A 22,992-nucleotide genomic window follows, 5' to 3' on the forward strand; every position below is an offset into this window, starting at 1 on the left:
GGCCACCGCCACATACGACCTGAACTGCATCTTTTTTGGCTTCCACGAGCGGTACCAGTTGCCGCTGCCACCCTTCGGGCGGGCGACGAAACCGAACAGCCACAGCACCAGGACCGCGATTGCGACCCACCAGAGAATCTTGAGTGCGAAACCCGCACCGGCGAGGACCAGAATTAGCAGAAGAACGAGAAGCAGGGGAACCCTAGTTATCAAGCGCGCTTCGGGGACCGACGCGATCGGCACCGCACTGGGCTGGCTGCGCGCCGGGCGCTGCGACATCGCTGTCGCTGGCGGGGCGGAGTCCCTCACCTCCCGGCTCGTCTTCGCCAGTACGTGTCAGATGAAGGCGCTCTCCACCCGTGTGGAGAATCCGGCGGCCGCCTGCAGGCCGTTCGACGTCGACCGTGACGGCTTTGTGGTCGGCGAGGGGGCCGGGCTCCTCGTGCTGGAGCAACCGGCCCACGCCCGGGCCCGGGGAGCTACGATCCGGGCCCGGCTAGCCGGGTACGGGTCATCCAACGACGCCTTCTCCTCCGTCGCCCCCGACGAGGAAGGAGCCGGCATCGAGACGGCGCTGCGCGCCGCGCTGGCCGATGCCGACTTGGTCGCCGGCGACGTCGGTCATGTCAATGCCCACGGCACCTCGACCGTCATCAACGACCTCGTGGAAAGCGCCGCCCTGCACCGCGTCTTCGGTGAGAGCCCGCTTGTCCACCAAGGCCATGACCGGGCACGCCCTGGGAGCCGCGGGCGGCATCGAAGCCGCCCTCACTGTCCTCACACTGGAAGAGCAGCTCGTCCCGACGGCGAACCTGGAACAGCAGGACCCGGGCGTGCCCGTGGAGGTAGTAGCCAAGGCCGCCCGACGGGCGCGTCTGGACTGCGCGGCGACATCCTCGCTCGGATTCGGCGGGCACAATGCCGTCCTCATCCTCACCCGCGCATGAGCCGGACGGACACGTCGAGCTTCTGCCGACTGGCCGCCGCCTCCTTTTGAGCGGGCCAGTCGCTGTCGCTGACAGTCCCCGTCACTGCCCGGCCCGACAATGAACAGGAACAGCTATGCCGGACGAGGTGATCCGTCCCCTTACCGTAGACGGCGTTCAGTTGATCGCCCGGTACGTGAGGAGCCGGCGGCGCAGGAGGCCGGTGATTTTGCCTCGGCGGGAGTGCTTGGCGCCGACGTGCCCGGGCGGCGGTGTCGGGGCTGGGCCGAACACAGTGCTCGTGGGACGCGCGTGTTGTCCGTGCATGGGTCTCGTGTGCCCAGAGCAGCGTGCGATACCCGCCTCGGGTGTCAGCCCGCATGGCGTCCGTTGCCGATGAGGAGCTGCCGGCCGGTGCGAGTGGATGACGGGCTGCGGGATGGCGCCCGGCTTCTACCTGTGACGGCGCTCGCCGTCGCGGTGCGGGTTCAGCGAGGTGAGCTTGTTCCAGTACTGCTCGAGGTGGGCGTCGGTTTCCCGCAGGGTCGGGTCCAGGAACGAGGTGTGCAGCTCGGCCACACGAGCGAAGGCGCTGTCTGCGCTGGTGGGTTGGGACGCCGTGCGTCGCCAGGGGGCCTTGGCGGCGCTGGCGCCGTGGGTGTCGCGTTCCGCGCGGGTGGCCCGCCAGCGGGCGACCAGCACGGCGGTGGCGAGAGCGGCGGCGGTGAGGGCGTGCAGCCCGTGGTGTGCGGCCCGTGGCGTGCGGCCACGGCTTCCTCCATCGGCGGGCACTGAGCAGGCCCCGTGCCGCCGGCGGGGCCGGCGCCGCAGGTCCTCAAGGCGAGGCCGGCGCCGCCCTTGGATGGTTCAGCCGGGCCAGGAGCCGGTCAGGCGCCGGGTGGCGGCGGCGCCTGACCGGTCGACGGCGGCCTTGACGACGGCGAAGATCGCGCCTTGCAGGGCTGCGGCGATCAGGACTTCCTGCCAGGTGTGGTGCTCGTCGGTGGCGTCAGGGGCTGTCGTCGTGGCCGATCATCTTCCACGCCTGCCTGAAGCCGCGCCGGCGACCATGCCACTCGCGGCGCCGAGCACCAGACCGCCCGACTGGCTTGTAGGCGATCTTGGATGCTTTCACCGGCACCGGCACCGGCACCGGCACCGGCACCGGCACCGGCACCGGCACCGGCACCGGCACCGGCACCGGCACCGGCACCGGCGGCTGCGGCGCACGAGCAGGAAGACGATGCTTTCACCGGCACCTGCGGCTGCGGCGCACGAGCAGGAAGACGACGAACGCGGCAGCCGCGGCAATCAGGGGAGCGCGGACGGACTTCGCCATGGTCGCGGCCGACTCGGCCTTCTCACGGACCGGGTCCGGGGTCTTGTCGGCGGCGAGCTGCCCGGCCCGGGCCGCGGCCTCACGGACCTGCGTCGCGGCCTGGGCCGCCTTGTCCAGGACCGGATCGGGCGTCTTGTCCTTGACCAGCTGGGTGGCGTGCGCCGCCTTGTCGCGGATCTGGTCGCTCACCAGGGTGGCCTTCTCGGCGGCCTGTTCCTTGATCTCAGCCGCCTTCTCCTTGGCCTGTGCCTTGACGTCGGCCTTGGCTGCCAGCGCCTCCACGGTCTGGCCGAGTTCCTCGCGGGTGTGCTCGACCTGCTCGCGCAGTTCCTCGGGAGTGGGCGCGGCGTCCTTGTCGCCCTGGGCAGGGGTACTCATCGGTGTGCTGCCTCCTTGATCTCGGCCACGTCGGCCTTGACGCTGTCGATGGCCTGCTCCGGTGTGGGGGTGCCGGCCTTGGCGATCTGCTTTTTCCCGGCCGCGGCCATCACGGCTGCGACGGCCGCGAGCAGGGCGGCGATGATCAGGGCCGAAGCCCACACCGGGAGGAGCAGGGCCAGGGCTGCGATGACGGCGGCGACCAGGGCCTGCGCGGCCAGGAAGCCGACCAGGCCGGCCCCGCCGAACAGGCCGCCGCCCGCGCCGAAGCGTTTGCCCTTCTGGGTCATCTCCGCCCGGGCCAGCTGCATCTCCTCGCGGACCAGCTCCGAAATCTGTTGCGACGCCCGTGAAACGAGGTCGCCCACCGATTCCTCATGGCTGCTGTGGTCCGGGTGCCGTCCCACGGTGCTCATCTGGTCTTCACCTTCTCCGCATGGTTCGTCCGCTATTGCGCGATGGCTGCACGATGGCCGCCGTTCGTATCACCGGTGGGGTGCCGCGCCGGTCAACGGCCCTAATTGGTGCCGGTGTCATCCTGGATGGGGGCGTTGGCGTTGCGCTTGACGGAGTCGATGCCGTTCAGGCAGGACCGGTGGGTCTCGTAGTGCTCGCTGGTCGCGATAACCTGCCCGTTCGTTGCTATGAGAACGAAGTGATAGCCCTTGCCGACCTGGTGCCGGACCTCGAAACGCGCCGCCATGGCAGACCCCTCCCTGGTTGATGTGCACGCTGTTGTCACGGCGCGCTTACCCCTGAAGGAACCGGTCACCCGCCTGCGGGTGGTGGTCATCCCAAGCGGCGCACCAGGAAGCGGGGTGTCGCCCGGACGAGGGCGGCCGCGGCCAGGCCGATGACGGCTCCGGCTGCGACGTCTGAGGGGTAGTGCGCGCCGCTGTGGACCCGCTCGATCGCCACCAGCACGGTCGGGACGGCGCATGCGGCGCCGGCCGGTGGCCAGCAGGACGCGACGGCTGCGGTGAAGGCCACGGCGGCGGCGGTGTGCCCGGAGGGGAAGGAGGAGCTGTCGGGCCGGTCCTCGACGTCGTCGTGCGGGATCCACTCTTTGGGCGGTCGGCGCCGCTCCACGAACTGTTTTGCGACCCCGTTCGACAGCAGCTCCGCCGCTGCCATGGCCGTGATGCCGGCGGCTGCGGCCTTGCGTCCCCGCCAGCCCCCGCCGGCGGCCATGATCACTGCGGCGGCCCACCACAGCTTCGTGTGCTCGGCGGCTTCCTCGACCGGTGGGAGCACCTGTCGGGCCCAAGCCGAGTCCCAGGCGGCCATCCGTCTTGTCAGCCGATGATCACCGCGCCGCAGGGCATCCAGGATTTCCATGCTTCGCCGCTTTCCCGCCCGCGCTTGTTCCACGGGCCGCTCATTCCAGGCGGCGGCGGTCATCATCGCTCCACTTGCGGGTGTCGCGGGGTTCGACGTACGGCTCCTCGTCCTTGGGCATTCCGCCGGCGATCGCGCGCTGGCGGACCATCTCGGCATCGAACTCCAGCCCGAGGAGGATGGCCAGGTTGGTGATCCACAGCCACACCAGGAAAATGATCACGCCTGCGAGAGTGCCGTACGTCTTGTTGTACGAGGCGAAGTGCGCGACGTAGAACGCGAAGCCGGCCGAGGCGACCATCCAGATCACCAACGCCAGGCAACTCCCGGGGGTGACCCATTTGAAGCCGCGGGCCTTGGCGTTCGGGGCGGCCCAGTACAGGATGGCGATCATGATCGTGACCAGCAGGACCAGGACCGGCCACTTCGCGATCGACCACACGGTCAGGGCGGTGTCCCCGATCCCCAGTGCTGTGCCGGCCTGCCGGGCCAGGGAGCCGGAGAACACGACGATGAGTGCGCTGGCGCAGGCCAGGACCATCAGCGTGACGGTGAGGGCCAGGCGCAGCGGGAGGACCTTCCACACGGGGCGGCCTTCGGGCATGTCGTAGACGGCGTTCGAGGTGCGGATGAACGCGGCGATGTAGCCGGAGGCCGACCAGATCGCGACGGCCAGGCCGACAATCGCCAGGAGCGATCCGACGCCTGCGTTGCCCTGGAGCTGCTGCACCGCGTTGCTGACCACGTCGCGGGCCGAGCCGGGTGCCAGTTTCTGCAGGTTGTCCAGGACCTGTTTCGTCACCGACTCCCCGGCAATGCCCAGCAGTGACACCAGCACCAGCAGGGCAGGGAAGAGCGCCAGGACCCCGTAGTAGGTGAGCGCCGCGGCCCGGTCGGCGAGTTCGTCGTCTTTGAACTCCTCCACGGTGCCGCGCAGCACCGCCTTCCACGACCGCCTCGGCAGCTCGCTGGGCCGGTCGGGCGCCCGCTCCTCCACCTGCGGATCCGGTCCCGCCGTACTCTCGCGGCCGATTTCCTCGCGCTCTTGGTCCCTGCCCGGGCCGGGTGTCGGTGTGCGTGTCATACCTCGCGCCTATCCAGCGCAGCGCTACTCATGTCAGCGAAGGCACGGGAGAAGCCGGGGCCTCTCCCCAGGAGCGCCACGGCGGCCGGCTCCTACAGCCAGCCGTTGCGGCGGAAGGCCCGGTAGAGGGCGCCTGCCGCGAGCGCCATGAGGCCCACGGCGAGGGGGTAGCCGTAGGTCCAGCCGAGTTCGGGCATGTGCTCGAAGTTCATGCCGTAGACGCCGGCGACCATCGTGGGGATCGCGAAGATCGCCGCCCACGCGGAGATGCGCCGCATGTCGTCGTTCTGCCAGGTGCCCACGCGGGCCTGCTGCGCCCCGAGGACCGAGTCCAGCAGTTCGTCCAGGGTCCGCACCTCGATGTCCGTGCGGTGCAGGTGATCGGCAACGTCACGGATGTACGGGATGATCTTCGGTTGGTGCCTTTCCTCGCCCGGCCCGCTCAGGAGGCCCTGGACCACCGGGACGAGGGGCTGTACCGCGTCACGGAACTCGCGGACCTCCCGCTTGAGGGAGTAGATGCGCTCGGTGTGGTCGACGCGGGAAGTCGAGAACACCTCGTCCTCGAGCCGGTTGAGTGTGGCGCGCACTCTGCGGGCGGCGTCGCTGTACGCGTCGACGGAGACGTCCAGCACCGCGTGCACCACGGCCCAGGGGCCCGGGCGCAGCATGTCCGGATCGGCGTCCAGCCGACTGGCAGCCTCGGTACAGGGATCCATCGGTCCGTGGCGCACGGTGAGAACGCTGCGTGATCCCACGAAGATCATGATGTCGCCGGTCTCCACCGCCGTCCCCTCTTCCACATAGCGGAGGGTCTTCAGTGCTACGGCCAGCACGTCGCCGAACCGCTCGCGCTTCGGACGCTGCCGTCCATGCAGTGCGTCCTCCATGGCCAGCGGGTGCAGGCCCAGTTCCTCGGCCAGCTGGACCAGTTCGCTTTCCGAGGGGTCTGCCAGCCGGACCCAGGCGAACTCGCCGTCACCCAAGTCCCGCAGTCGCTTGAGGGCCGACTGGCAGGCGTCGTCCGGCAGCTCGCACTCCACATGCTCCGAGCGGCCCGAGTCCTGGTCGTATATGACGCATTCCATCTCCCGCGCATGCTTCGCCAGCCCACTTTCATGCGTCGGCGGCCGACTCTCTTCTGTCGCCCGCCGTGTGGTGGGAGACACCGGAGCCGGCAGGTGTAGGAGCACGCACGCGGGTAAGAGCGGATCCATGAACGCCGTGGGGGAGTTGCTGTCCGAGTCCGGCGTCCGGGAGATGATCGGGTGGCTGGTGCACGTTATCGAGGCTGCCGGCGCGCTGATCATCTTCGCCGGCACCGTGTGGGCCTTCGCCCGGTTCGCCACGACCGGTCTGCGCCGGCGTTCCCTCATCGGCGAGTTCAACAAGATCCGCCTCAGTCTGGGACGTTTCCTCGTCCTGGGGCTGGAGTTCCAGCTGGCGGGCGATGTCCTGCGTACGGCGGTAGCCCCCAGTTTCACCGAGATCGGCCAGCTGGCGGCCATCGCGGCCATCCGCACCGTCCTGAACTTCTTCCTCACCCGGGAGATCGCACAGGAACGTGCCGAGATCGAACGCGACCAGAAGGAGCCCGTGCCGCGGGCTGCGGCCCCCTGACCATCCGACTCCGCGCCACCGGTGTGTGATGCCGGGCGGCGGGGAAGACGGGCTGGCGAGGTGATCGACTGTGCCCAGACGGGGCGAGGTGGCCGGCCGGGTACGGGCGGCCGTGACGGGACGAATCGAATACCTGCGGCGGGCCGCACGCGGTCCTGGAAGCGAGCGGGACGACCTGGCTCTGGGGGCCAAATCAGTGGTCGCGGCGATGGCCGCGTGGGTGATCGCCCGCTACCTGCTGCCGCCGACCGTGTCCACGTTCGCACCGTTCACCGCGCTGGTCGCCCTGCAGGCCACGGTGTACCGCTCGGTCCGCGACTGCGTCCAGTACCTGGCGGCGATGGCGGCGGGGGCCGCACTCGCAGCCTCCCTGGCCGCTGTGGCGGGGATCCACGGGTGGACCTTCGGACTCCTCACCCTGACCGCGCTCGGCCTGGGAAGGATCGAGCGGTTCGGCCAGCAAGGCACCCAGGTAGCCATCATCGGCTTCTTCGCGTTCTCCTCCGGCCAAGGACGCATCGACTACATCGGCTACCTGGCCGCCTCGGTAGCCGTCGGTGCGCTCTGCGGCCTCAGCGCACACCTCGTCCTCCCTCCCGCCCGCCACGTCCACCACCGGCAACAAGCCGTCGCCGACCTCTACACCGCGATGAGCCGGCGCCTCGAAGACCTGGCCGAGATCTTCGTAGGAAACGACCCCGACACCCAGCGCATCGGGCACTGGCGTCGTGACTGGCGCAAACTCGCCGCCGAATGCGAGCACATCCAACACGCCACCGACACCGAGATCGAGAACACCCGCCTCCACCCCCGCCACCCCGCCGACCGCGCCGACACGGTCCTGCCCCGCGCCCGTGACGCCATCACCATCGCCGAACGCACCATGGACCACCTCCGCTCCCTGACCCGCACCCTCCACTACGCCCTGGACAGCGGAGAGATCCACAACCTCCCCGCGTCCTTCCGGACCGCCTCCAGCTCGCTGCTGCGAACGGCGGCCACCGCGATGCAGGAGATCGGCCAGACCTCCCTCACCGACACCGGGCATCTCGACGGCCTGATCGACGACGCCACGGCAGAACTCAACCGCGTCGAACAACACGAACGAGCAGCCTCCGAAGCCGCGCCGGCAGTACACACCCTCCAGGGCACCCTCCTCACGGACATCGGCCGCCTCCTGACCGAACTCCGCTCCGGCCGCAAAGCCCTCAGCCCGAAACCCTGACCGAAGACAGCCCGCACCAAGGACGTCCTCGCCGGCCCGTGAGCGCTCCCGTCCGTGGTGGCTGGCTCCTCGGTGGCGGTGTCCGTGCTGTCGTCCTCGTCCGGTCCCGGGACTGGATCAATGGAACCGTGGTTGGCGCTGAGATTATGACCGTCGCCGGTCCTTTGTGCTTCTAGGATTACGAGGGTGACGGTAAGAACGAGTGACATCGAGAAGGCGGCCGGTGTGCTGCGTGCCGGCGGCCTGGTGGCCCTCCCGACCGAGACCGTCTACGGTCTGGGCGCCAACGCCGAGGACCCCGCCGCCGTCGCGCGCATCTTCCAGGTCAAGGGACGTCCGCCCTCCCACCCGCTGATCGTCCACCTCGCCGGCGCGGAGCACCTGGACGACTGGGTCCAAGACGTTCCCCAGGCGGCCCGCCTGCTGGCCGAACACTTCTGGCCGGGGCCCCTCACGCTGGTCTTGCGGCGCGGTCCGCGCGTGCCCCTCGAAGCGACTGGTGGCCTGGAAACGGTCGCCGTGCGCGTGCCCGACCACCCCGTCGCACTCGCCCTGCTGGCGGCCTTCGGCGGCGGTGTCGCGGCCCCGTCCGCCAACCGCTTCGGCTCGGTCAGCCCGACAACGGCGGACCATGTCCGTGCGGAGCTTGGTGATGCCGTCGACTTCGTGCTGGACGGCGGAGCCTGCGACGTCGGTGTCGAGTCCACCATCGTCGACGCCACGGGCGATGCCCCGACCATCCTGCGGCCTGGCGGGGTGACGCGTGAGGACCTCGAAACGGTGCTTGGCTGCCCGCTCGCGGTCCCTTCGACCAGCCACGTTCGGGTGCCCGGCCAGCATCCGTCCCACTACGCACCGCGTGCGCGGGTCGTCCTCGTCGAACCGGAGAAGGTCGTCGCCGAAGCGGAAATCGCTCAGGAGCTGGGGCACCAGGTGGGCGTCCTTCTGCCTGCCTGCGGCGCCGACGTTCAGGTGAAGGCGCACGCCGTGGTGGCAGTCCCCGCCTCGATGGCCGCCTACGCGCAGGGGCTCTACGGGTTCCTGCGCGAACTCGACCAGCGGGGCTGCGACCTCATCGTCGCGTCCTTGCCGGCGGATGAGGGTCTGGGACTGGCGATCGCCAACCGGCTCCGCCGCGCCGCGGGGCCCCGGCCCACCGTGTGACCAGCACCGACGCCGTACCACTGCTCCAGCTCGTTGGGGCTGTGCTGGCCCGGGGGCGGCTCGGGGCGGGGCTCAGCACTCTGGCCGGGCACAACTCGTGCCGCCCCTCATCGGTGACGGCTGTTCCCCACCCCCGGCACACCTCGCAGTCCGCGGCCCGCGCCAGGTCGGCACGGGACGCGGTGCTGGGCGCGCGGTCTGCTCCGCGAGCCATCGAGGGTGTCCTTCCGAGGATGATCAAGTGGCGAACCCGAGAGGTCTTCCTCATCCACATGTACGGGTGTCCCCCCAAAACCTCGGCAAGTCACGCTGAGAACCCCGGGGCGGTCACGACGCGGTGGGAACCGCCGCATCAAGACCGCGAGAGGCGACGAGCCGTGCACTGCCGTCGGCCAACCGGTAGGACAGACCCACCATGCCGAGGCGGCCGGCGGCCACTCGCTCGGCCAGGACGCGGGAGCGTTCCAGCAACAGGTCCACGGTGTGCTCGATGTGCTCGGCCAGTATCTCGTCGGCCGTCTCGCGTCCAGCGGCGCGGGCCGCCAGCACGCTCGGGGTCACCCGCTCGACAACGTCCCGGACGAAGCCGCCCGGCGTCTGCCCGTCCTCCAGAGCGGAGCAGGCCGCGGCGACGGCGCCGCACGAGTCGTGGCCGAGGACGACGACCAGCGGCGCGTCGAGGACACTCACGCCGAACTCGATGGAACCGAGTACTTCAGCACCAGCGACGTGCCCCGCGGTGCGCACCACGAACAGGTCACCCAGGCCGCGGTCGAAGATGATCTCGGCGGCCAGCCGGGAGTCGGAGCACCCGAACAGCACGGCGAAGGGCTGCTGGGACGGTGCGGTCTCGGCGCGGCGGGCGGCGTCCTGATTCGGATGCTCGGAGGCGCCTGAGACGAAGCGCTGGTTACCCGCCATGAGCAGTTCGAAGGCGTCACGGGGCGTCGGGGTCTGGATCTCGGTCATGGCCGCAGCCTACGATCCGGCACCAGCCGTCGCACCCCCTGGTCCCGCCTGGTCCCGCCGGATCGGGCCACGCTGACGGCTTGGGCATCACTCCCAGGCGCCAGGCGAGGGAGGCTTCGATGTGGAACCTCAGCGCGCGGCGCAGCCGCCCTGCCCCGTACGGCCACTGGTCCAGAACCGTTCGTTGGTCGTCCACATCGGCATAACGAGCCAGGCGCGGCCCACGCTGTCGGCCTAACGAGGGCGGACCGCCCGGGATCTCTCGCCCTCCCCTCCCTTGCGGGCCTGAGCCAGCGGCTGGGCCACGACGTCGTCACTGCCGCTCCCGTCCGTGGGTGCGGGCACCGCGGCGACGGGCCCCAGGTCCTCGGTGTCCATCTCGGTTTCGTCGTCCTCACCCGGCGCGGGCTGCCGACCGAAGGGGCCGTCCTGGCCAGGCAGAGCCCCCAGCATGGGCGCCATGGAACCCAGCGGCTCGAACCCGTCCGATGCCATCAGGTGGGCGATTCCGCTCCCGTCGCAGCCGCCGAGCAACTCCCCGAAGGCCTGGTCCTCGACGGCGAGGTCGTCGTCTGGGACACGGCGGCCGGACGGCTGTCCTTCGAAGCGCTCCAGCGCCGGGCCGCCGCCCGCGGCCGCACCGCCGCCGCGCTCGCCGGGCCGAGTCCGGCGTTCATCATCGCCTTCGACATCTTGCAGGCCGATGGCACCGAGCTGTTGACCCTGCCCTACCGCGAGCGCCGGCGGCGGCTCGAGGTCATGTTCGCGGCCCGCGCGCTGAGCGCACCGTGGATGCTGTGCCCGATGACCACAGGCCCGGCCACAGCCCGGGAGCGGCTGGAGGAGTGGACGGACGTCTCCGGCGTGGAGGGCCTGGTCGTAAAGCAGCTGAACCAGCGCTATCTTCCGGGATCCCGCGCCTGGACCAAGATCAGACGCAGAGACAGCACTGAAGCGGTCATCGGCGCCATCACCCGCACCCCCGCACGCCCCCAAGTCCTCGTCCTCGGCCGCCACGATGCGACCGGCCGCCTCCGCCCCATCGGACGTACCGTACCGCTGCGCCCCGACGCGGCCCGCCGGCTCGCCGAGTACCTCACCCTGGCCGGCCCCGGCCATCCGTGGACCGGCGCGACGTTCTCCTCGGCATGGGGGACGCGCGACGTCCTCGACACCACCCTCGTCGAGCCCGACCTCGTCGGGGAGATCAGCGCCGACACCTCGATCGACCGGGGCGGCGTCTACCGGCACCCGATCCGGTACGTGCGTCTGCGACTGGATGCGACCGTCGACGACGTGCCGCAGTTCGGCGGGGGCGCTGCCGCAGCCGCAGAGTGAGCGAAGATCCAAGCGCCCTGGCGAAAGCTGCCTGGGCAGTGAAGGGAGACGGCCCTGCCTCCGGGCGGTGGACAGAGCCGTCATGCGCGGGTCACCCCTCAGGGAGGGCCGGGGGCCCTCGTCGCACCTACCAATCACCCGCGTCCGGCTCTGAGACACGTCTATCGAGCTGTGTGCACGCACCTGCTGCTGGGCGCAGGAGCGGAGTGGCTCAGGCGGTACAGGAGGCTGCGTGTGCTGTGCTCGCTCGTCATGTTCTGCCAGGTGACGTCCGGGTGGCGGAACCGCAGGTGGGAGAGGGCGCGGGTGTGGAGGCGTGGCCTGCTGAAGTGGTAAAGCTCCTCGATGTCGACAGTGGTGATCACGCCTTCCCCGCAGGTGGTGCAGACCCGGTAGTGGATCTGCCCGACGACCTTGCGGACACGGACCAGGAGCAGGCACTTCCCGGCGCCGGCCCCGCCTTCGTCGCCCGGGATGTAGGAGGACAGGATGTCGATGTCGCGATGGGCGCGGATCCTGCGCCGCAGCCGTGTGCCGAAACCTGCGCGCCGTCCGCGCCCGGCATGAGGCGAAGCCGCCGCGGTCGCGTGGGCGGGCCGTGCGAACGGGTTCTTGGGCCGTGCGTGGACTCCGGACATGCCTTTCCCGTGCCCGCCATGCCGCTCCAAACGCGGACCTTGACCATTTCGACACCAAACCCCGCCCCACTTGTCTACCTCTACATCCATTTATGTCGGTTTTAGGGGTAGGGGTTGTGCGGATAACCACTCCTTCTCTGGAGGTCATCATGGCGTCAACCCACCGCGCGCCCATCGAAGAGCACCCGGACCTGATGGACCTGCGCGCCCGACACGACCGCGCGGCCGCGACCCCGCGAGCCCAAATGGTCGAGGCACTCGCTCTGCTCACCGGGCTCTACCTCGCCGCGTCGCCGTGGATCGTCGGCTTCAACGGCTTCACCACCCTCGCCGTTACCAACCTCATCGCCGGCATCGCCTACATGCTCCTGCTCGGCGGACTCGGCAATTCCTACGAGCGCACCCACTCCATGGCCTGGGCCGCGGCCGCCATCGGCATCTGGACCTGCGTCGCCCCTTGGGTCGTCGCCGGGGACGTCGCCCACACCCGCTCGATCACCAGCAACCTCATCACCGGCATCATCGCCACCCTCCTCGCCCTCGTGGCCGCCTCCGCGGCCCGCGACAACGACGCCCACCGCCACGGTCCCGGCACACGCCGCCCTATGCCCGGCACTCACTGAATCCTTGCGCGGCTGCTCACCTCCAACGCGCGGCGCGGGCTCCCGCCGTCGTCTCGGCCTGGGGCACGCGCGATGTTCTCGACACCACCCTCGTCCGGTCCGACCTCGTCGCGGAGACCAGCGCCGACACCTCCATCGACCGGGGGCAGCATCTACCGGCACCCGTCAGGTACGTCGCCGTAGGCGCATCGCGGCTGACCCTCATGTTCCCGGACTTCACGCGGCTGGGCCCGCCCGGGTTTCGGCTCGCGTAGCGGGGCATGCGCGACATACAAGCCCGCTGGGCGGAAGGAGGAGAAGGAGGTGAGTACGGCCGTCCTGGATCAGCCGCTGTCCCGCGTGAATCGACCCGGCGCGGCAGCGCGTGACGCCACCCGTGCCTTCCTTACCCGGGCCACCCGCCTGCGGGCCCCGGCCACGGACGAGAGCACGGACAACGTGCTCCTGGTGGTGGGCGAGCTCGTCGCCAACGCGATCCGGCACACCGTCGGCCCCTGCGCCCTGCACCTGGAACTCCTCGACGGCTCCATCGACGTGTGCGTCGCCGACCACAGCCCACAACTTCCCCGGCCGCGGACCCCCAGCACGGACGGAGCCGGCGGGTGGGGATGGTTCATGATCAAGCGACTCGCCACCCACATCCGCATCAAACCGGTCCCGGAAGGCGGCAAGACCATCTGCGCGGAGCTCCCCTGGTAGCCGGCCGCCACCGGCCCGCGCGGCTGCCGTCGGCCGCGGCAACCCCTCAGCGTGACGGGTCCCACGCTTCGGGGCCGGTGCCGCGCCATTCCACGAAGCGGGGATCGGTGAGGTCCACACCACGAACGCGATCGAATCGGTGAACGCCAGGATCCGGCGGGCCGTCAAGGCCCGCGGACACTTCCCCAACGAGACTGCGGCCTTGAAGTGCGTCTACACGGCGATAGTGTCGCTGGACCCCACCGGCAAAGGCCAGGCCCGCTGGACCATGCGCTGGAAGACGGCCCTGAACGCCTTCGACGTCCCTTCGACGGCCGCCTCTCCACAGCCCGCCGGTAACCCCAACCACTCCGGTTGCACCGTTCGTTTGACAGACCCGCAAGTGGGCGGGCGAGCTGCCCAGTCAGTGCGGCGCGGACGCGTGCTGTGCCTGCAGGGTGCGTAGGAGGTCGAAGGCGGGCCGGTCGACCGGGCGCGGAGTGTTGCCGAGGGCGATGACCCCCAGCCGGTTCTCCGGGTCGAAGCTCACGAAGGAGGAGAATCCGCCGGTGCCGCCGTTGTGCCAGATCTGGAGGTGGGCGCCCTGTCGGGGGTGGAGGCGGTGGGCCATCCAGCCAAGGTGCACCCAGGCGAAGGCGCTCTTGCGGTACTCGACCTCCCGGCTCAGGCGGATCGGGTCCGCGAGGGGCTCGGGGCCGCCGTCCAGTTGGGCCCGGACGAAGGCCACCAGGTCGGTCGCGGTCGACCGCAGGCCGCCGGCTCCGGTCAGGTCGGCGAGGTGCCAGGGCGGGGTGGGCCGTCCGCGGCGGTCGTGGCCCCGGGCCGAGCGTTGCGCGCGTGCGGCGTCCACGCTCACCACGGTGTCCTCCATGCCCAAGGGGGTACAGACCGTGCGGGTCACGAGGGTTTCGTAGTCGGTGCCGGCCCGGCGGGCCAGGGCCAGTCCCAGCAGTCCGCTTCCGAGGTTGGAGTAACGGAACCGCGCGCCCGGTGCAGCTCCCAGGCGGGTCCGGGCCAGCCCTGACAGGAGCCACTCGGTGCTGCAGTGGGCGTACGGGTCCGGCTTGGTGGGACGCAGCAGGGCTGGGAGCAGCATGCCTCTGGGCAGCCGGGGCAGGCCGGAGGTGTGGGTGGCGAGGTGCCGCAGGGTGATCTGCTCGCCGTCGCGTGACGGTACGGCCGTCCCTTCGGGCAGCAGGTCGCTCAGCGGTTCGTCCAGGTCTGCTTCGCCGGTCACGGTCAGCCGTGCCAGGGCCAGGGCAGTGAACGCCTTGGTCACCGACCCGATCTCGAACAGGGTGTCGGACCCCGGTACATGAGCGTGGTCTCCGCCGGTGCTGCCCGCACCTCTGATCTCTACGTGGTCTCCCGCGAGGGCGGCCACCACCACGCCGACGCGACGGTCGGCCAGCTGGTCGGCGGTCTGCTGGACGAGGGTGCCGAGTTCTTGATCCATGACCGAAATCATCGCGGCGTCCGGCCGTCGGCCCGTGCGCCCTAATGATGAATTCCGGTCCGCGGCACTGCGACCTGAGCAGGAGGCCGATGCACTGCCTTCTGCGCCGGGGGGAGGACGCGACGGGGGAAGGGTGAGCCACGTCCCTTCGCGTGGTCACACAGACCACAATCGAGGTGCTCCTGGTGAAAGGGCTTCCTGGACAGCCGGGTTCACGGGCGACGGCCCACCCGCTCGGCGGACTGCTGGGCGCTGTCGGCCACGCTCACCCGCCCGCGGTCGCCGCGTACCAGCGTCCCCATAATCCCCGCCCCGGTCAGCACGGCCGTGACGTGCAGCGCCACGGCGACCGCGACGTTCTCCGGGTAGCTGACGTCGCTCGGATGCGTCAGCGCCACGTACACCGTGGCCGGCAGCCTCCAACCGCTCCACGCGAACATCGAGCCCGATCCCAGCCACGCCAGCGCAAGCAGGAGCGGATACGGCAGCCGGGTCGACCGGCGCCGGACGAGAGCCAGAACGGCGGCGGCCGCGGCGAGAGCCCAGCACGCGCTGACCCCAACCAGTACGTACCAGCTGGCCGGCCGCTCATCGCGGTGCGCGATGCCCAGGGAGCCACCGGCCGCCCAGTAGAGCCAGGCCATGCCGGTCACGGCGCCGCTCACGGCGGGCCACAGCGGTCCTGAGGAGGTGCGCGTGCTGGGTGGCTCCGGCCGGCGCAGCGCGTGAGGCCAGCGCCGCCACAGATAGGCGGGAAGCGCGATGGCCAGCGCGATCCCGGTACCCACGAAGCTGCACTGGAGCAGCACCGCTTCCCAGCCCGGCATCGCCTCGCCACTCCCCGAGCTACCTGAGCCTTTCGAACTTCCCGCCCCAGAGTTCACCAGCGCGCTGACGACCACGAACGGCAGGATCGACACCAGGAACCCCGACCCGACCCAGGCGAAGAATCCCACCAGCCAGCCGGGGATCCGCATCCCCCACGGCCGCACCAGCGCCAGCCCCAGCGTGATCCCGGCCGCAGCCATACCGATCGTGACGGTGTTGAGCACCAGCCACCCGCCCAGGCTGAACCCCCGCCCGACCGGCAACAGCCCCAGTAACGAACCGATCACCCACGACACCTTGATCACCAGATACGGCACGAGGGCCGCCGCCGCCCCGTACGCTGCCGCACGCCCGATCCGGTCCCAGCGCTCCACCACGTCTCCCTCCGATGGGGATGCCCATGCTCCGGGGCCCGCGCACCCCGCCGCATCAGCCCCCAGGCGCATCCCTCTCCGCCGCTGGTCTGACTCACCCCTCCACCCTGCGGACCACCCCATATGTCGCCCTGGACGCTGGCGCCGACGATCCGTCCGTCTTCGTCGCGCTGGATGTGGATTGTGCGCTGCCCGTGGGTGAGGGCGCGGGGGGCGAGCTGCTCGACCAGGCGCTCATCATGACTGCGGAGTCCTTGGAGGACCGCTACGAGAGGGCGGAACGAGGCGCTGGCGACCATGTCGGTCGGGTCCTCGCCGGCCTCCAGGAACACGGGCACGATGATGCGGGCGACCTTGGTGGTGCCGTCGCGGTTGAGGCGGAGCGCGCGGCCGATGTTCTGGACGATCTCGACTTGTGAGCCACGGGTGTCGGCGAAGCAGACGGCCTCGACGCCCCGCTCGCCGGTGATGTCCACGCCATCCCCGAGAACGCGCACGGAGGCGAGGAACGCCCGGTGCACGCGGTGGCCGTGGCGTCGATGCTGGGCCGCGCCCCACCCGTATGCCTGGGTGCGCCGTACCCAGGCATACGGATCGTCCTGGCTTTGCCGCCCGCCGTCGAAGGGCTCGCCGCTTGATGATCCGTCACCGCACGGACTACCCGCGAGGAGCTTCCATCTCCCCGTCCGGTTTGACCGCGGCCGGTTTGACCGCGTGGAGTACCCGCATGCCCCGCGGGCCCGCTGCGGCGTGCCGGACGTCGAGCCCGGCGCGCCGCGCTTCGTCGGCCAGCCAGTCCGCGGTCAGCCGCAGTTTGGGGTAGCTGCCGACCTGGAGGTGCCATTCCCCCTCCGAGCGGGTGTGGAGCAGGTCGTGGACCACGACCGTGTCCTCGTCGACGTACTCCAGGAAGCAGGTGAGCAGCCGGTCCTCGGTGGAGCGTACGGGGATGAACCGGGCGGTGCCGCCGAGCTCCCCGGTGAGGTCGCGGTAGGTGACGACCACGTGTCCGCCGGGGCGCAGGGCGTGCGCTATGCCGTCCAGCAGGGCGCTGACGTCCGCGGGTCCGGGCAGGTGGGTCAGGGTGTCGCCCATGCACACGATCGCGGCTGCGGTGGCGGGTCCTGCCACGCGGGGGAGTGCGTCGAGGAGGTCCGCGTGCACGGTGCGCACGGCGTCCGCGACGCCCGCGGTCCCGGCGTGTCCGATGAGTTCGTCGAGCAGGGCCCGGCTGGTGTCCACGGCGGTCACGCGGGAGAAGCCGAGGTGCGCCAGGGCCAGGGTCTGCGGGCCCGGCCCGGACCCGAGGTCGATGGCTACGTCCCCGTGGGCCTCGGGCTGTATGCCCAGCCCGCGGATGAGTTCGGCCTGGTCCGCGGCGTTCGCGTGGATGTCGTCGCCGAGCATCCAGGTGTAGTGCGCGGCGAGCAGCCGGTCGTAGTGCTCGGTGGGTGTGGTCATGGGTGTGGTCACGGGTGTGGTGTCCTCTGGTCGGTGGGCCGGTGGGGTACGGAAAGTGGGGCCGCTCGGTGAGTCGGCTTACAGGGAGTCCAGGTACACGGCGTCCGCCATCGCCCGGTACCCGGCGTCGTTCGGGTGGAGGCCGTCCCCGCCGGCGTATGCGGGGAGCAGCTGTCCGGGGTTCAGCGGGTTGGCGAGGACGCGGCCGAAGTCCACTACGGCGTCGTACGCGCCAGTGGTGCGGCTCCACTGGTTGAGCGCGGCGCGGGTCTCGGCGGGAGCCCCGCTCTCCAGGCTCTTGCCCGGCGGAGCGTCGCGCCGCGCTCCCGCCGCCTTCCCGGCCACGGCCACGCCTTCGAGGAAGTACCAGGACGAGCTGTTCCGCGTGAACGCGTCCGCGCCCACGTCCGCGCCCACGTCCGCGCGGTGGTCGCCGTCAGCCCGGTACGTGGTTTCCATGGCCACGTTGTGGAAAGTGGCCGAGCCCGAGGAACCGTTGAAGAACAGGGTGACGGCGAGCCGGTCACCCGCCTTGACCGGCAGCCGGACCGGGTCGCTGGCGGGTCGGTCCCCGGGTCGGATCGAGGGGGAGGCGGACCCGTCGAAAGTCAGCGTGCGGACGGTCCCGGGCTGGACGGTGGCTCCCCCGGCAGATATGGCGACGGTCGTGCCGGTCAGCTGGAGCGGGGTCGTTCCGAAGGCGTGGGACAGGCGTACGCGCAGCTCGGAGCCGCCCGCGCCAACACGTACGGTCGGCCGAACGGCCTGCTGCTGGAAGCCCGCCTCCGCCCAGGGCGGGTACCAGCTCTGGGAGGGGTTCTGTACGGCCGTGGCCCAGCCGGCGGTCCACCGGTGGGCTCCCGAGGAGGCGGAGGCCGCGTGCGCGGGGGCGGCGATCAGGAGGGCTGCCAAGGCGGCAGTCAGGGGCAGTCGGGAGAACGAGCGCATCGTGGGCTCTTTCGGAGGTGGACGACCAGTAGGAGGGGGGGAGAGGGCATGCCGGAGCGGCGGGCCGGTGGAACGGCGGGCCGGCGGCTCGTGGTGCGGTTCGGGCGGCCGAGCGTTCGGCGGGGAAGTCCTCCCGTGCACCGTGGCCAGGTGCACGGCGGTCCCGGCGCCGTCGACAGCCGCGTCGAGGCCCTCGCCGGTCATCAGGTACCCGGCCGTGTACGTGACTTCCTCCAGGGGCCCGTGGCCGCGCCGACTCAGGACGCGCACGCCCCGGCCCGCGCGTTCAGCCAGGGCACGACGTGGATCGCGAGCAGTCCGGTGCCTCCGGTGACGAGCATCGATTCGGTCATGGCTTCTCCCTCGTACGGGCGCTTCAGTGCTGTTCCACTACGCTGACCCGCCGCGACGGAAGAACGTGACGGCCGGGGCGACATTCGCCCCGGCATTTTTCGGACGCGCAGTTCCACCGCGGCCCGCCGGCCGACGGGATGCGCGAGACGAATGCCCGGCCGGTCAGGGGAACCGCCGCCCGGAGGGGTTTCGTGGAAGAGGCAGGGTAGGCGCTACCCGTGAGAGGAGCCGGGTGAAGACTTGCCAACACCGGCAGAGGCCTCAGCCACGACCCCAGCGCGAATGCCGTGCCCCACAAGAGACCAGCCCGCGGTAGACCGATTACCTTCCCCACCTCGGTCAGCGCCCCCGCCTGCCGGTCCGGGTCGGTGATGGTGCGGGCGATCTCCTCGGCCCGCCCAGGGTCACCAGGGCGGGTGATCTCCTCGGCCCGCCCAGGGTCACCAGCCGCGGCTACCGCCCCGACCACCCCGACCAGCACCCGTGCCTGCCCGTCCGGGTCGGTGATGCCCGGCACACCACCAGCGCTCGACCGCCCACGGCGAAACTTCGACGTGCCCCTGAGCACGCGCCCGACATCAACGACGAGGGCGATCCCGCGTGATACCGGTCGCGTGCCGCCGGCGAACCGTTTCCGTACCTGCCGGTCCCAACGTCCGGCACGGCCGTTGTGGCCGCCCGGTACCACCCTGCGAGGAGATTTCGTGCTCGAAGGATTCGGCGAAGCGCTCGCGGACCGGGAGTACTACCTGCCGCTGCCCAGCGTGGCCGACCCCGGGCCGCGCTTCGCTCCCGGCGAGGTCCCGCCGGGCCTGCGCGGCGCCGCCCAGGGCATCTGGACGGCCTGGGGCAGTCCGCGGACCGGAAGCGCCGAGCAGGGCTGGAAGATCCACGTGTCGGCGCGGATGGACCGGGCGCAGCACGTGCTCGACACGGTCGCAGGGATCTGCTTCTCCGAAGGCGTGCCGTTCAAGCACCTGAGCGCCCGGCTCTTCTTCCTGTTCCTCCATCACAAACATGCCGGGCGGGCCCAGGCGGGCAAGTTCTGCGCCGTCTACCCGCCGGACACGGCGACCGCCCGCCGGCTGCTGGAACGCCTGCGCGACGCGCTCGACGGGGAGGAGGGGCCGTACGTCCTCACCGACCGACGCTTTCGCGACTCGCGGACGGTCCACTACCGCTACGGCTCCTTCGGTGCCCGCAGCCGGCTGCGGGCCGACGGCACCCGGGAGGGGCTGGTCCGCGACGGCTCCGGCCGCGAGGTCGTGGACCTGCGGCTGCCCGCCTTCCACCTGCCCGCGGGGATCGCGGACCCCTTCGTCGAGCAGGAGGAGCAGCCGCACACGGGCCCGATCCTGATCCGCGACTACGAGGTGACCCGCGCGGTGCGCCTGAGCAACGCCGGCGGCACTTACCAGGCCCGGGACCGGCGGACCGGCCGCACCGTCTTCGTCAAGGAGGCCCGCGCCCACAACGGCCTGGTCTTCGACGGGGCCGACGCGCAGCAGCGGCTGCGGCACGAGTACCGCGTGCTGCGCGAGCTACACGCGGCCGTACCCGGGGTGGGCCCGGAGCCGCTGGACCACTTCACGGAGTGGGAGAACGACTTCCTCGTCACCGAGTACGTCGCCGGGCAGCCGCTGGTGGGCTGGCTGAGCCGGTCTTCACCGCTGGCCCGCGCCGACCGCACGGCCGAGTCCGTCGCCGCGTACTACGAGGCGTGCCGGCGCCTGTTGGCCGCGCTGGACGCTTCGCTGGAGCGGCTGCACGCCACCGGCTACCGGTTCGGCGACCTCAGCCTGGGCAATGTCATGGTCACGCCGTCGGGCGAAGTCCGGCTGGTGGATTTCGAGGCGGCCTCGGCACTGTCCGCGGCACCCTCCGGCATGGGCACCCCGGGGTTCACACCGCCGCCCGGACTGCTCCGCGCCGACACCGACCCACTGCTGCAGGACCGGTACGGCATGTCGGCAGTCGCGCTCGCCTTCCTGGCGCCGTTCAACGAGATCGCCGAACACGCGCCCGCCAACCTCGCACTGCTGCGCCGCGACCTGGCCGACGTGGCTCCGCCGCAGGACCTGTGGCAGCGGGCCACCGCCTTCCACCTGACGGACGACCAGGCGCAGGACCAGGACGGTCCCGACCGCCTGCCCTCCGCCGCCGAGTTGGACGCCGACCCGCGCGGCTGCCTCACCCGGCTGGCCGAGGAGGTGGCCGCGGGGCTGCTGGAGACGGCCGACGCCGACCGGCCGGACTGGGCCTTCCCGCCCTCGCCCGAGGCGTTCCGGACCAACAACGTGTGCCTGGCGTACGGCACGGCCGGGGTGGTGCACGCCCTGCACCGCGCCGGGGTCGCGGTGCCGGAGGAGATCCGCGAACGGCTGCGCCGCGAGACGCTGGCGCAGCGCGACGCGCTGCCCCCCGGGCTGCTCGTCGGCTCGGCCGGCATCGCCCGGGTACTGGCCGGCATCGGCCTGTTGGACGAGGCCGCCGACCTGCTCCGGGACGCCGACGACCACCCGCTCACCGCCTCCTGTAACACGCTGGCCGGCGGGCGGGCCGGGGTCGGCCTGGGCTGGCTCGCCCTGCACCGGCTGACCGGGGAGAGCAGCCACCTGGAGCGGGCCGCCGCGGCGGGGGAAGGCCTGCTGCGCACCCCCGACCTGCCGGCCACCCTCGGCGAGCACGACGCCCGCGGCCTGCTCCACGGCCGCTCGGGGCTCGCTTTCTTCCTTCACCGCCTGGCCCTCGACACCGACGAGGCCCGCTACCTGGAGGCGGGCCGCCTGCTGCTCCACCAGGAGCTGGACCGGACCTTTCCGCTGGACGACGGCGCCCTGTCCATCTCCGACAACGCGCGGCTCACCCGTGCCATGCCGTACCTGGCCACGGGCGCGGCCGGCGTCGCGGCAGCGCTCACCCGCTACGTGGCCACCGCGCCGGACGAGCGCTGCGCCGCGGCGCTGCCGAGGCTGGTCGCCGGCATCCGGGTCTCCTGCGCCACGAAGGAGGCGGGCCTGTACCGGGGGCTGGCCGGACTGACCTGGTTCCTGAACGGCCACGCCGAGCTCACCGGCACTGACGCCGCCCGCAGGGACGCCGTGCGCGCCGCAACCGGCTTGCTGAAGTACGCCGTCCCGTACCGGCGCGGTGTCCGCTTCCTCGGGGCGGGTTCGCAACGGTTCACCGCCGACCTGTCCAGTGGCGGGGCCGGTGTCCTGCTGGCCCTCCACCGCCTGCTGTCCGGCCCGCTCCTGACAGAGCCCCACCCACCGCCTCCCCGGATCCCGACGGCCGGCTGAGGGCGCCGGGCGGGCGTCCCATGATCGCCTGGGCACGGCGGCGAACAACTCCGTGCCCAGGTATGCAGGTGCCAACCGACACAACCCCGAAAAGAAAGGTGGTGAGCATCCATGAGCCAGATCCTCGCGCTCCAGTCACTGGACACCGAGCCGGAGGTCTATGCCTTCCCCTGCTTCAGCGTCGCCTGGAGCATGAGCGACATCTTCCCCGACCCGATGTAACGAGCCCGCACCCTCAGACGCCGGGACCGGTGGCCCTACCACCGGTCCCGGCCCTACGCACTCACCTGCCCGACGGCCGTCGGCCGCCGGACGACAATCGGGGTGTCGTGCCTGCGAAGTCCGACGTTCGGTCGAGATGTCTCGTAGTGCGCCGGCTGCCCTCCGCGCCTCGTCTCTTCTCGTGCTTTGGTGCGCTCCGGAGATCGGCATTCCCGGTAGCGTGACCATCTGCTGCATGGAGTGTCCATGTGTCCGGCTGGTCCATGCGAGGGCTTCCGACGGAGAGTGATGAGGCGGCAATGAGCGAACTGACGAAGCCCGAGGTCGACGTTCCGGACGGTGACGCTCCTACCGAGCTGACCGTCCGGGACCTGGTCGTCGGGGACGGGGCCGAGGTGAAGCCGGGCATGGTGGTCAGGGTCCACTACGTCGGAGTGACCTTCGCGTCCGGGAAGGAGTTCGATGCCTCCTGGGACCGGGGCCAGCCGTACAAGTTCGCCCTGGGCAGCGGCAAGGTCATCAAGGGCTGGGACCGGGGGGTGAGGGGGATGAAGGTAGGCGGTCGGCGCGAGATCATCGTTCCCCCGCGTCTCGGCTACGGCAATCAGTCGCCCTCACCGTTGATCCCGCCGGGCTCGACCCTGGTTTTCGTGGTCGACCTGCTCGACTCGTATTCCAGCACAGCAGGGTGGAGCAACTCATAGTA

Annotated in this window: 22 protein-coding genes and 5 pseudogenes; 10 read left to right on the forward strand and 17 right to left on the reverse strand. The window is 71.0% G+C overall.

Going from position 1 to position 22,992, the window contains the following annotated elements; all coding sequences use genetic code 11:
• Positions 1 to 48 precede the first annotated feature (48 nt).
• Positions 49 to 237, reverse strand: a pseudogene (locus ACFWBY_RS27525) (hydrophobic protein); the annotation flags it as partial.
• Here ACFWBY_RS27525 and ACFWBY_RS27530 point away from each other — a divergent pair.
• Positions 218 to 947: pseudogene (locus ACFWBY_RS27530) on the forward strand (beta-ketoacyl-[acyl-carrier-protein] synthase family protein); the annotation flags it as partial. The pseudogenes ACFWBY_RS27525 and ACFWBY_RS27530 sit on opposite strands and share 20 nt — an antisense overlap.
• A gap of 432 nt (positions 948 to 1,379) precedes the next feature.
• Here ACFWBY_RS27530 and ACFWBY_RS27535 read toward each other — a convergent pair.
• From ACFWBY_RS27535 to ACFWBY_RS27570, 8 genes and pseudogenes are all read right to left on the reverse strand, one after another.
• Positions 1,380 to 1,718 (reverse strand): hypothetical protein, encoded by a 339-nt coding sequence (locus ACFWBY_RS27535; protein WP_385334547.1) that lies wholly within the window; start codon positions 1,716 to 1,718, stop codon positions 1,380 to 1,382.
• A 75-nt stretch (positions 1,719 to 1,793) separates the two neighbouring features.
• Positions 1,794 to 2,061: pseudogene (locus ACFWBY_RS27540) on the reverse strand (DUF4235 domain-containing protein).
• A 114-nt stretch (positions 2,062 to 2,175) separates the two neighbouring features.
• Positions 2,176 to 2,643 carry a DUF3618 domain-containing protein gene (locus tag ACFWBY_RS27545; protein WP_385334549.1) on the reverse strand — a complete coding sequence of 156 codons (468 nt, stop codon included), beginning with the start codon at positions 2,641 to 2,643 and terminating at the stop codon, positions 2,176 to 2,178.
• A complete protein-coding gene (locus ACFWBY_RS27550; RefSeq protein ID WP_385334551.1) occupies positions 2,640 to 3,059 on the reverse strand; it encodes a phage holin family protein in 420 nt (139 codons plus the stop codon). Before ACFWBY_RS27550 ends, ACFWBY_RS27545 begins: the two co-directional genes overlap by 4 nt.
• A gap of 101 nt (positions 3,060 to 3,160) precedes the next feature.
• Positions 3,161 to 3,346 carry a YegP family protein gene (locus ACFWBY_RS27555; protein WP_385334553.1) on the reverse strand — a complete coding sequence of 62 codons (186 nt, stop codon included), beginning with the start codon at positions 3,344 to 3,346 and terminating at the stop codon, positions 3,161 to 3,163.
• A gap of 86 nt (positions 3,347 to 3,432) precedes the next feature.
• Positions 3,433 to 3,981, reverse strand: coding sequence for a phosphatase PAP2 family protein (locus ACFWBY_RS27560; protein WP_385334555.1), 549 nt, complete (start codon positions 3,979 to 3,981; stop codon positions 3,433 to 3,435).
• 40 nt (positions 3,982 to 4,021) lie between these two features.
• Positions 4,022 to 5,065, reverse strand: coding sequence for a YihY/virulence factor BrkB family protein (locus ACFWBY_RS27565; RefSeq protein WP_385334557.1), 1,044 nt, complete (start codon positions 5,063 to 5,065; stop codon positions 4,022 to 4,024).
• A 92-nt stretch (positions 5,066 to 5,157) separates the two neighbouring features.
• Positions 5,158 to 6,153 carry a magnesium and cobalt transport protein CorA gene (locus ACFWBY_RS27570; protein WP_385334559.1) on the reverse strand — a complete coding sequence of 332 codons (996 nt, stop codon included), beginning with the start codon at positions 6,151 to 6,153 and terminating at the stop codon, positions 5,158 to 5,160.
• 127 nt (positions 6,154 to 6,280) lie between these two features.
• Here ACFWBY_RS27570 and ACFWBY_RS27575 point away from each other — a divergent pair, with 127 nt between their 5' ends.
• From ACFWBY_RS27575 to ACFWBY_RS27585, 3 genes are all read left to right on the forward strand, one after another.
• Positions 6,281 to 6,685 carry a DUF1622 domain-containing protein gene (locus tag ACFWBY_RS27575; RefSeq protein WP_385334561.1) on the forward strand — a complete coding sequence of 135 codons (405 nt, stop codon included), beginning with the start codon at positions 6,281 to 6,283 and terminating at the stop codon, positions 6,683 to 6,685.
• A gap of 70 nt (positions 6,686 to 6,755) precedes the next feature.
• Complete coding sequence (locus ACFWBY_RS27580; RefSeq protein ID WP_385334563.1) at positions 6,756 to 7,910, forward strand: aromatic acid exporter family protein; 1,155 nt, start codon at positions 6,756 to 6,758, stop codon at positions 7,908 to 7,910.
• 186 nt (positions 7,911 to 8,096) lie between these two features.
• Positions 8,097 to 9,074, forward strand: coding sequence for an L-threonylcarbamoyladenylate synthase (locus ACFWBY_RS27585; RefSeq protein WP_385334565.1), 978 nt, complete (start codon positions 8,097 to 8,099; stop codon positions 9,072 to 9,074).
• A 327-nt stretch (positions 9,075 to 9,401) separates the two neighbouring features.
• On the opposite strand, the gene ACFWBY_RS27590 is transcribed toward ACFWBY_RS27585, so the two are convergent.
• Together ACFWBY_RS27590 and ACFWBY_RS27595 are read right to left on the reverse strand one after the other, a co-directional pair.
• Entirely contained in the window at positions 9,402 to 10,043 is a 642-nt protein-coding gene (locus ACFWBY_RS27590) for a carbonic anhydrase (RefSeq protein ID WP_385334567.1), read from the reverse strand.
• A gap of 234 nt (positions 10,044 to 10,277) precedes the next feature.
• The gene (locus tag ACFWBY_RS27595) at positions 10,278 to 10,538 is read right to left on the reverse strand and encodes a hypothetical protein (protein WP_385334568.1); all 261 of its coding nucleotides are present in this window, start codon (positions 10,536 to 10,538) and stop codon (positions 10,278 to 10,280) included.
• A 3-nt stretch (positions 10,539 to 10,541) separates the two neighbouring features.
• On the opposite strand from ACFWBY_RS27595, the gene ACFWBY_RS27600 reads away from it, so the two are divergent.
• Positions 10,542 to 11,381 (forward strand): ATP-dependent DNA ligase, encoded by an 840-nt coding sequence (locus tag ACFWBY_RS27600; protein ID WP_385334570.1) that lies wholly within the window; start codon positions 10,542 to 10,544, stop codon positions 11,379 to 11,381.
• A 161-nt stretch (positions 11,382 to 11,542) separates the two neighbouring features.
• On the opposite strand, the gene ACFWBY_RS27605 is transcribed toward ACFWBY_RS27600, so the two are convergent.
• Complete coding sequence (locus ACFWBY_RS27605; protein WP_385334572.1) at positions 11,543 to 12,019, reverse strand: hypothetical protein; 477 nt, start codon at positions 12,017 to 12,019, stop codon at positions 11,543 to 11,545.
• Positions 12,020 to 12,168: 149 nt separating this feature from the next.
• Between ACFWBY_RS27605 and ACFWBY_RS27610 the strand changes: the two genes are divergently transcribed.
• The 3 genes and pseudogenes from ACFWBY_RS27610 to ACFWBY_RS27620 all read left to right on the forward strand — a co-directional run.
• Positions 12,169 to 12,642, forward strand: coding sequence for an SPW repeat protein (locus ACFWBY_RS27610; RefSeq protein ID WP_385334574.1), 474 nt, complete (start codon positions 12,169 to 12,171; stop codon positions 12,640 to 12,642).
• A gap of 303 nt (positions 12,643 to 12,945) precedes the next feature.
• Positions 12,946 to 13,341 carry an ATP-binding protein gene (locus ACFWBY_RS27615; RefSeq protein WP_385334576.1) on the forward strand — a complete coding sequence of 132 codons (396 nt, stop codon included), beginning with the start codon at positions 12,946 to 12,948 and terminating at the stop codon, positions 13,339 to 13,341.
• A 118-nt stretch (positions 13,342 to 13,459) separates the two neighbouring features.
• Positions 13,460 to 13,645 (forward strand): annotated as a pseudogene (locus ACFWBY_RS27620) (transposase); the annotation flags it as partial.
• Positions 13,646 to 13,744: 99 nt separating this feature from the next.
• On the opposite strand, the gene ACFWBY_RS27625 reads toward ACFWBY_RS27620, so the two are convergent.
• The 5 genes and pseudogenes from ACFWBY_RS27625 to ACFWBY_RS27645 form a co-directional block, all read right to left on the reverse strand.
• Positions 13,745 to 14,797, reverse strand: coding sequence for a serine hydrolase domain-containing protein (locus ACFWBY_RS27625; RefSeq protein WP_385334578.1), 1,053 nt, complete (start codon positions 14,795 to 14,797; stop codon positions 13,745 to 13,747).
• Between the two features lie 212 nt (positions 14,798 to 15,009).
• Positions 15,010 to 15,999, reverse strand: a complete 990-nt coding sequence (locus tag ACFWBY_RS27630; RefSeq protein ID WP_385334580.1) for a hypothetical protein — start codon at positions 15,997 to 15,999, stop codon at positions 15,010 to 15,012.
• A gap of 125 nt (positions 16,000 to 16,124) precedes the next feature.
• A pseudogene (locus tag ACFWBY_RS27635) lies at positions 16,125 to 16,529 on the reverse strand (helicase); the annotation flags it as partial.
• 127 nt (positions 16,530 to 16,656) lie between these two features.
• Positions 16,657 to 17,472 (reverse strand): SAM-dependent methyltransferase, encoded by an 816-nt coding sequence (locus tag ACFWBY_RS27640; protein WP_385334582.1) that lies wholly within the window; start codon positions 17,470 to 17,472, stop codon positions 16,657 to 16,659.
• A 66-nt stretch (positions 17,473 to 17,538) separates the two neighbouring features.
• On the reverse strand, positions 17,539 to 18,408 hold the full coding sequence (locus tag ACFWBY_RS27645) for a hypothetical protein (RefSeq protein ID WP_385334584.1): 870 nt from the start codon (positions 18,406 to 18,408) through the stop codon (positions 17,539 to 17,541).
• 1,058 nt (positions 18,409 to 19,466) lie between these two features.
• Between ACFWBY_RS27645 and lanKC the strand changes: the two genes are divergently transcribed.
• Together lanKC and ACFWBY_RS27655 are read left to right on the forward strand one after the other, a co-directional pair.
• A complete protein-coding gene (gene lanKC, locus ACFWBY_RS27650; RefSeq protein ID WP_385334586.1) occupies positions 19,467 to 22,064 on the forward strand; it encodes a class III lanthionine synthetase LanKC in 2,598 nt (865 codons plus the stop codon).
• Positions 22,065 to 22,585: 521 nt separating this feature from the next.
• On the forward strand, positions 22,586 to 22,990 hold the full coding sequence (locus ACFWBY_RS27655) for an FKBP-type peptidyl-prolyl cis-trans isomerase (RefSeq protein WP_385334588.1): 405 nt from the start codon (positions 22,586 to 22,588) through the stop codon (positions 22,988 to 22,990).
• Positions 22,991 to 22,992: the final 2 nt, after the last annotated feature.

Source organism: Streptomyces sp. NPDC060049 (assembly GCF_042736715.1).
GTDB lineage: Bacteria > Actinomycetota > Actinomycetes > Streptomycetales > Streptomycetaceae > Streptomyces.

What these genes read in the sequence shown, in the direction of transcription:
- ACFWBY_RS27550 (WP_385334551.1), bottom strand. Translation starts at nt 3,059, where the DNA reads ATGAGCACCGTGGGACGGCACCCGGACCACAGCAGCCATGAGGAATCG.
- ACFWBY_RS27595 (WP_385334568.1), bottom strand. Translation starts at nt 10,538, where the DNA reads ATGGCATCGGACGGGTTCGAGCCGCTGGGTTCCATGGCGCCCATGCTG.
- ACFWBY_RS27575 (WP_385334561.1), top strand. Translation starts at nt 6,281, where the DNA reads ATGAACGCCGTGGGGGAGTTGCTGTCCGAGTCCGGCGTCCGGGAGATG.
- ACFWBY_RS27645 (WP_385334584.1), bottom strand. Translation starts at nt 18,408, where the DNA reads ATGCGCTCGTTCTCCCGACTGCCCCTGACTGCCGCCTTGGCAGCCCTC.
- ACFWBY_RS27605 (WP_385334572.1), bottom strand. Translation starts at nt 12,019, where the DNA reads ATGTCCGGAGTCCACGCACGGCCCAAGAACCCGTTCGCACGGCCCGCC.
- ACFWBY_RS27570 (WP_385334559.1), bottom strand. Translation starts at nt 6,153, where the DNA reads ATGGAATGCGTCATATACGACCAGGACTCGGGCCGCTCGGAGCATGTG.
- ACFWBY_RS27655 (WP_385334588.1), top strand. Translation starts at nt 22,586, where the DNA reads ATGAGCGAACTGACGAAGCCCGAGGTCGACGTTCCGGACGGTGACGCT.
- ACFWBY_RS27560 (WP_385334555.1), bottom strand. Translation starts at nt 3,981, where the DNA reads ATGGAAATCCTGGATGCCCTGCGGCGCGGTGATCATCGGCTGACAAGA.
- ACFWBY_RS27590 (WP_385334567.1), bottom strand. Translation starts at nt 10,043, where the DNA reads ATGACCGAGATCCAGACCCCGACGCCCCGTGACGCCTTCGAACTGCTC.
- ACFWBY_RS27610 (WP_385334574.1), top strand. Translation starts at nt 12,169, where the DNA reads ATGGCGTCAACCCACCGCGCGCCCATCGAAGAGCACCCGGACCTGATG.
- ACFWBY_RS27625 (WP_385334578.1), bottom strand. Translation starts at nt 14,797, where the DNA reads ATGGATCAAGAACTCGGCACCCTCGTCCAGCAGACCGCCGACCAGCTG.
- ACFWBY_RS27545 (WP_385334549.1), bottom strand. Translation starts at nt 2,643, where the DNA reads ATGAGTACCCCTGCCCAGGGCGACAAGGACGCCGCGCCCACTCCCGAG.
- ACFWBY_RS27555 (WP_385334553.1), bottom strand. Translation starts at nt 3,346, where the DNA reads ATGGCGGCGCGTTTCGAGGTCCGGCACCAGGTCGGCAAGGGCTATCAC.
- ACFWBY_RS27565 (WP_385334557.1), bottom strand. Translation starts at nt 5,065, where the DNA reads ATGACACGCACACCGACACCCGGCCCGGGCAGGGACCAAGAGCGCGAG.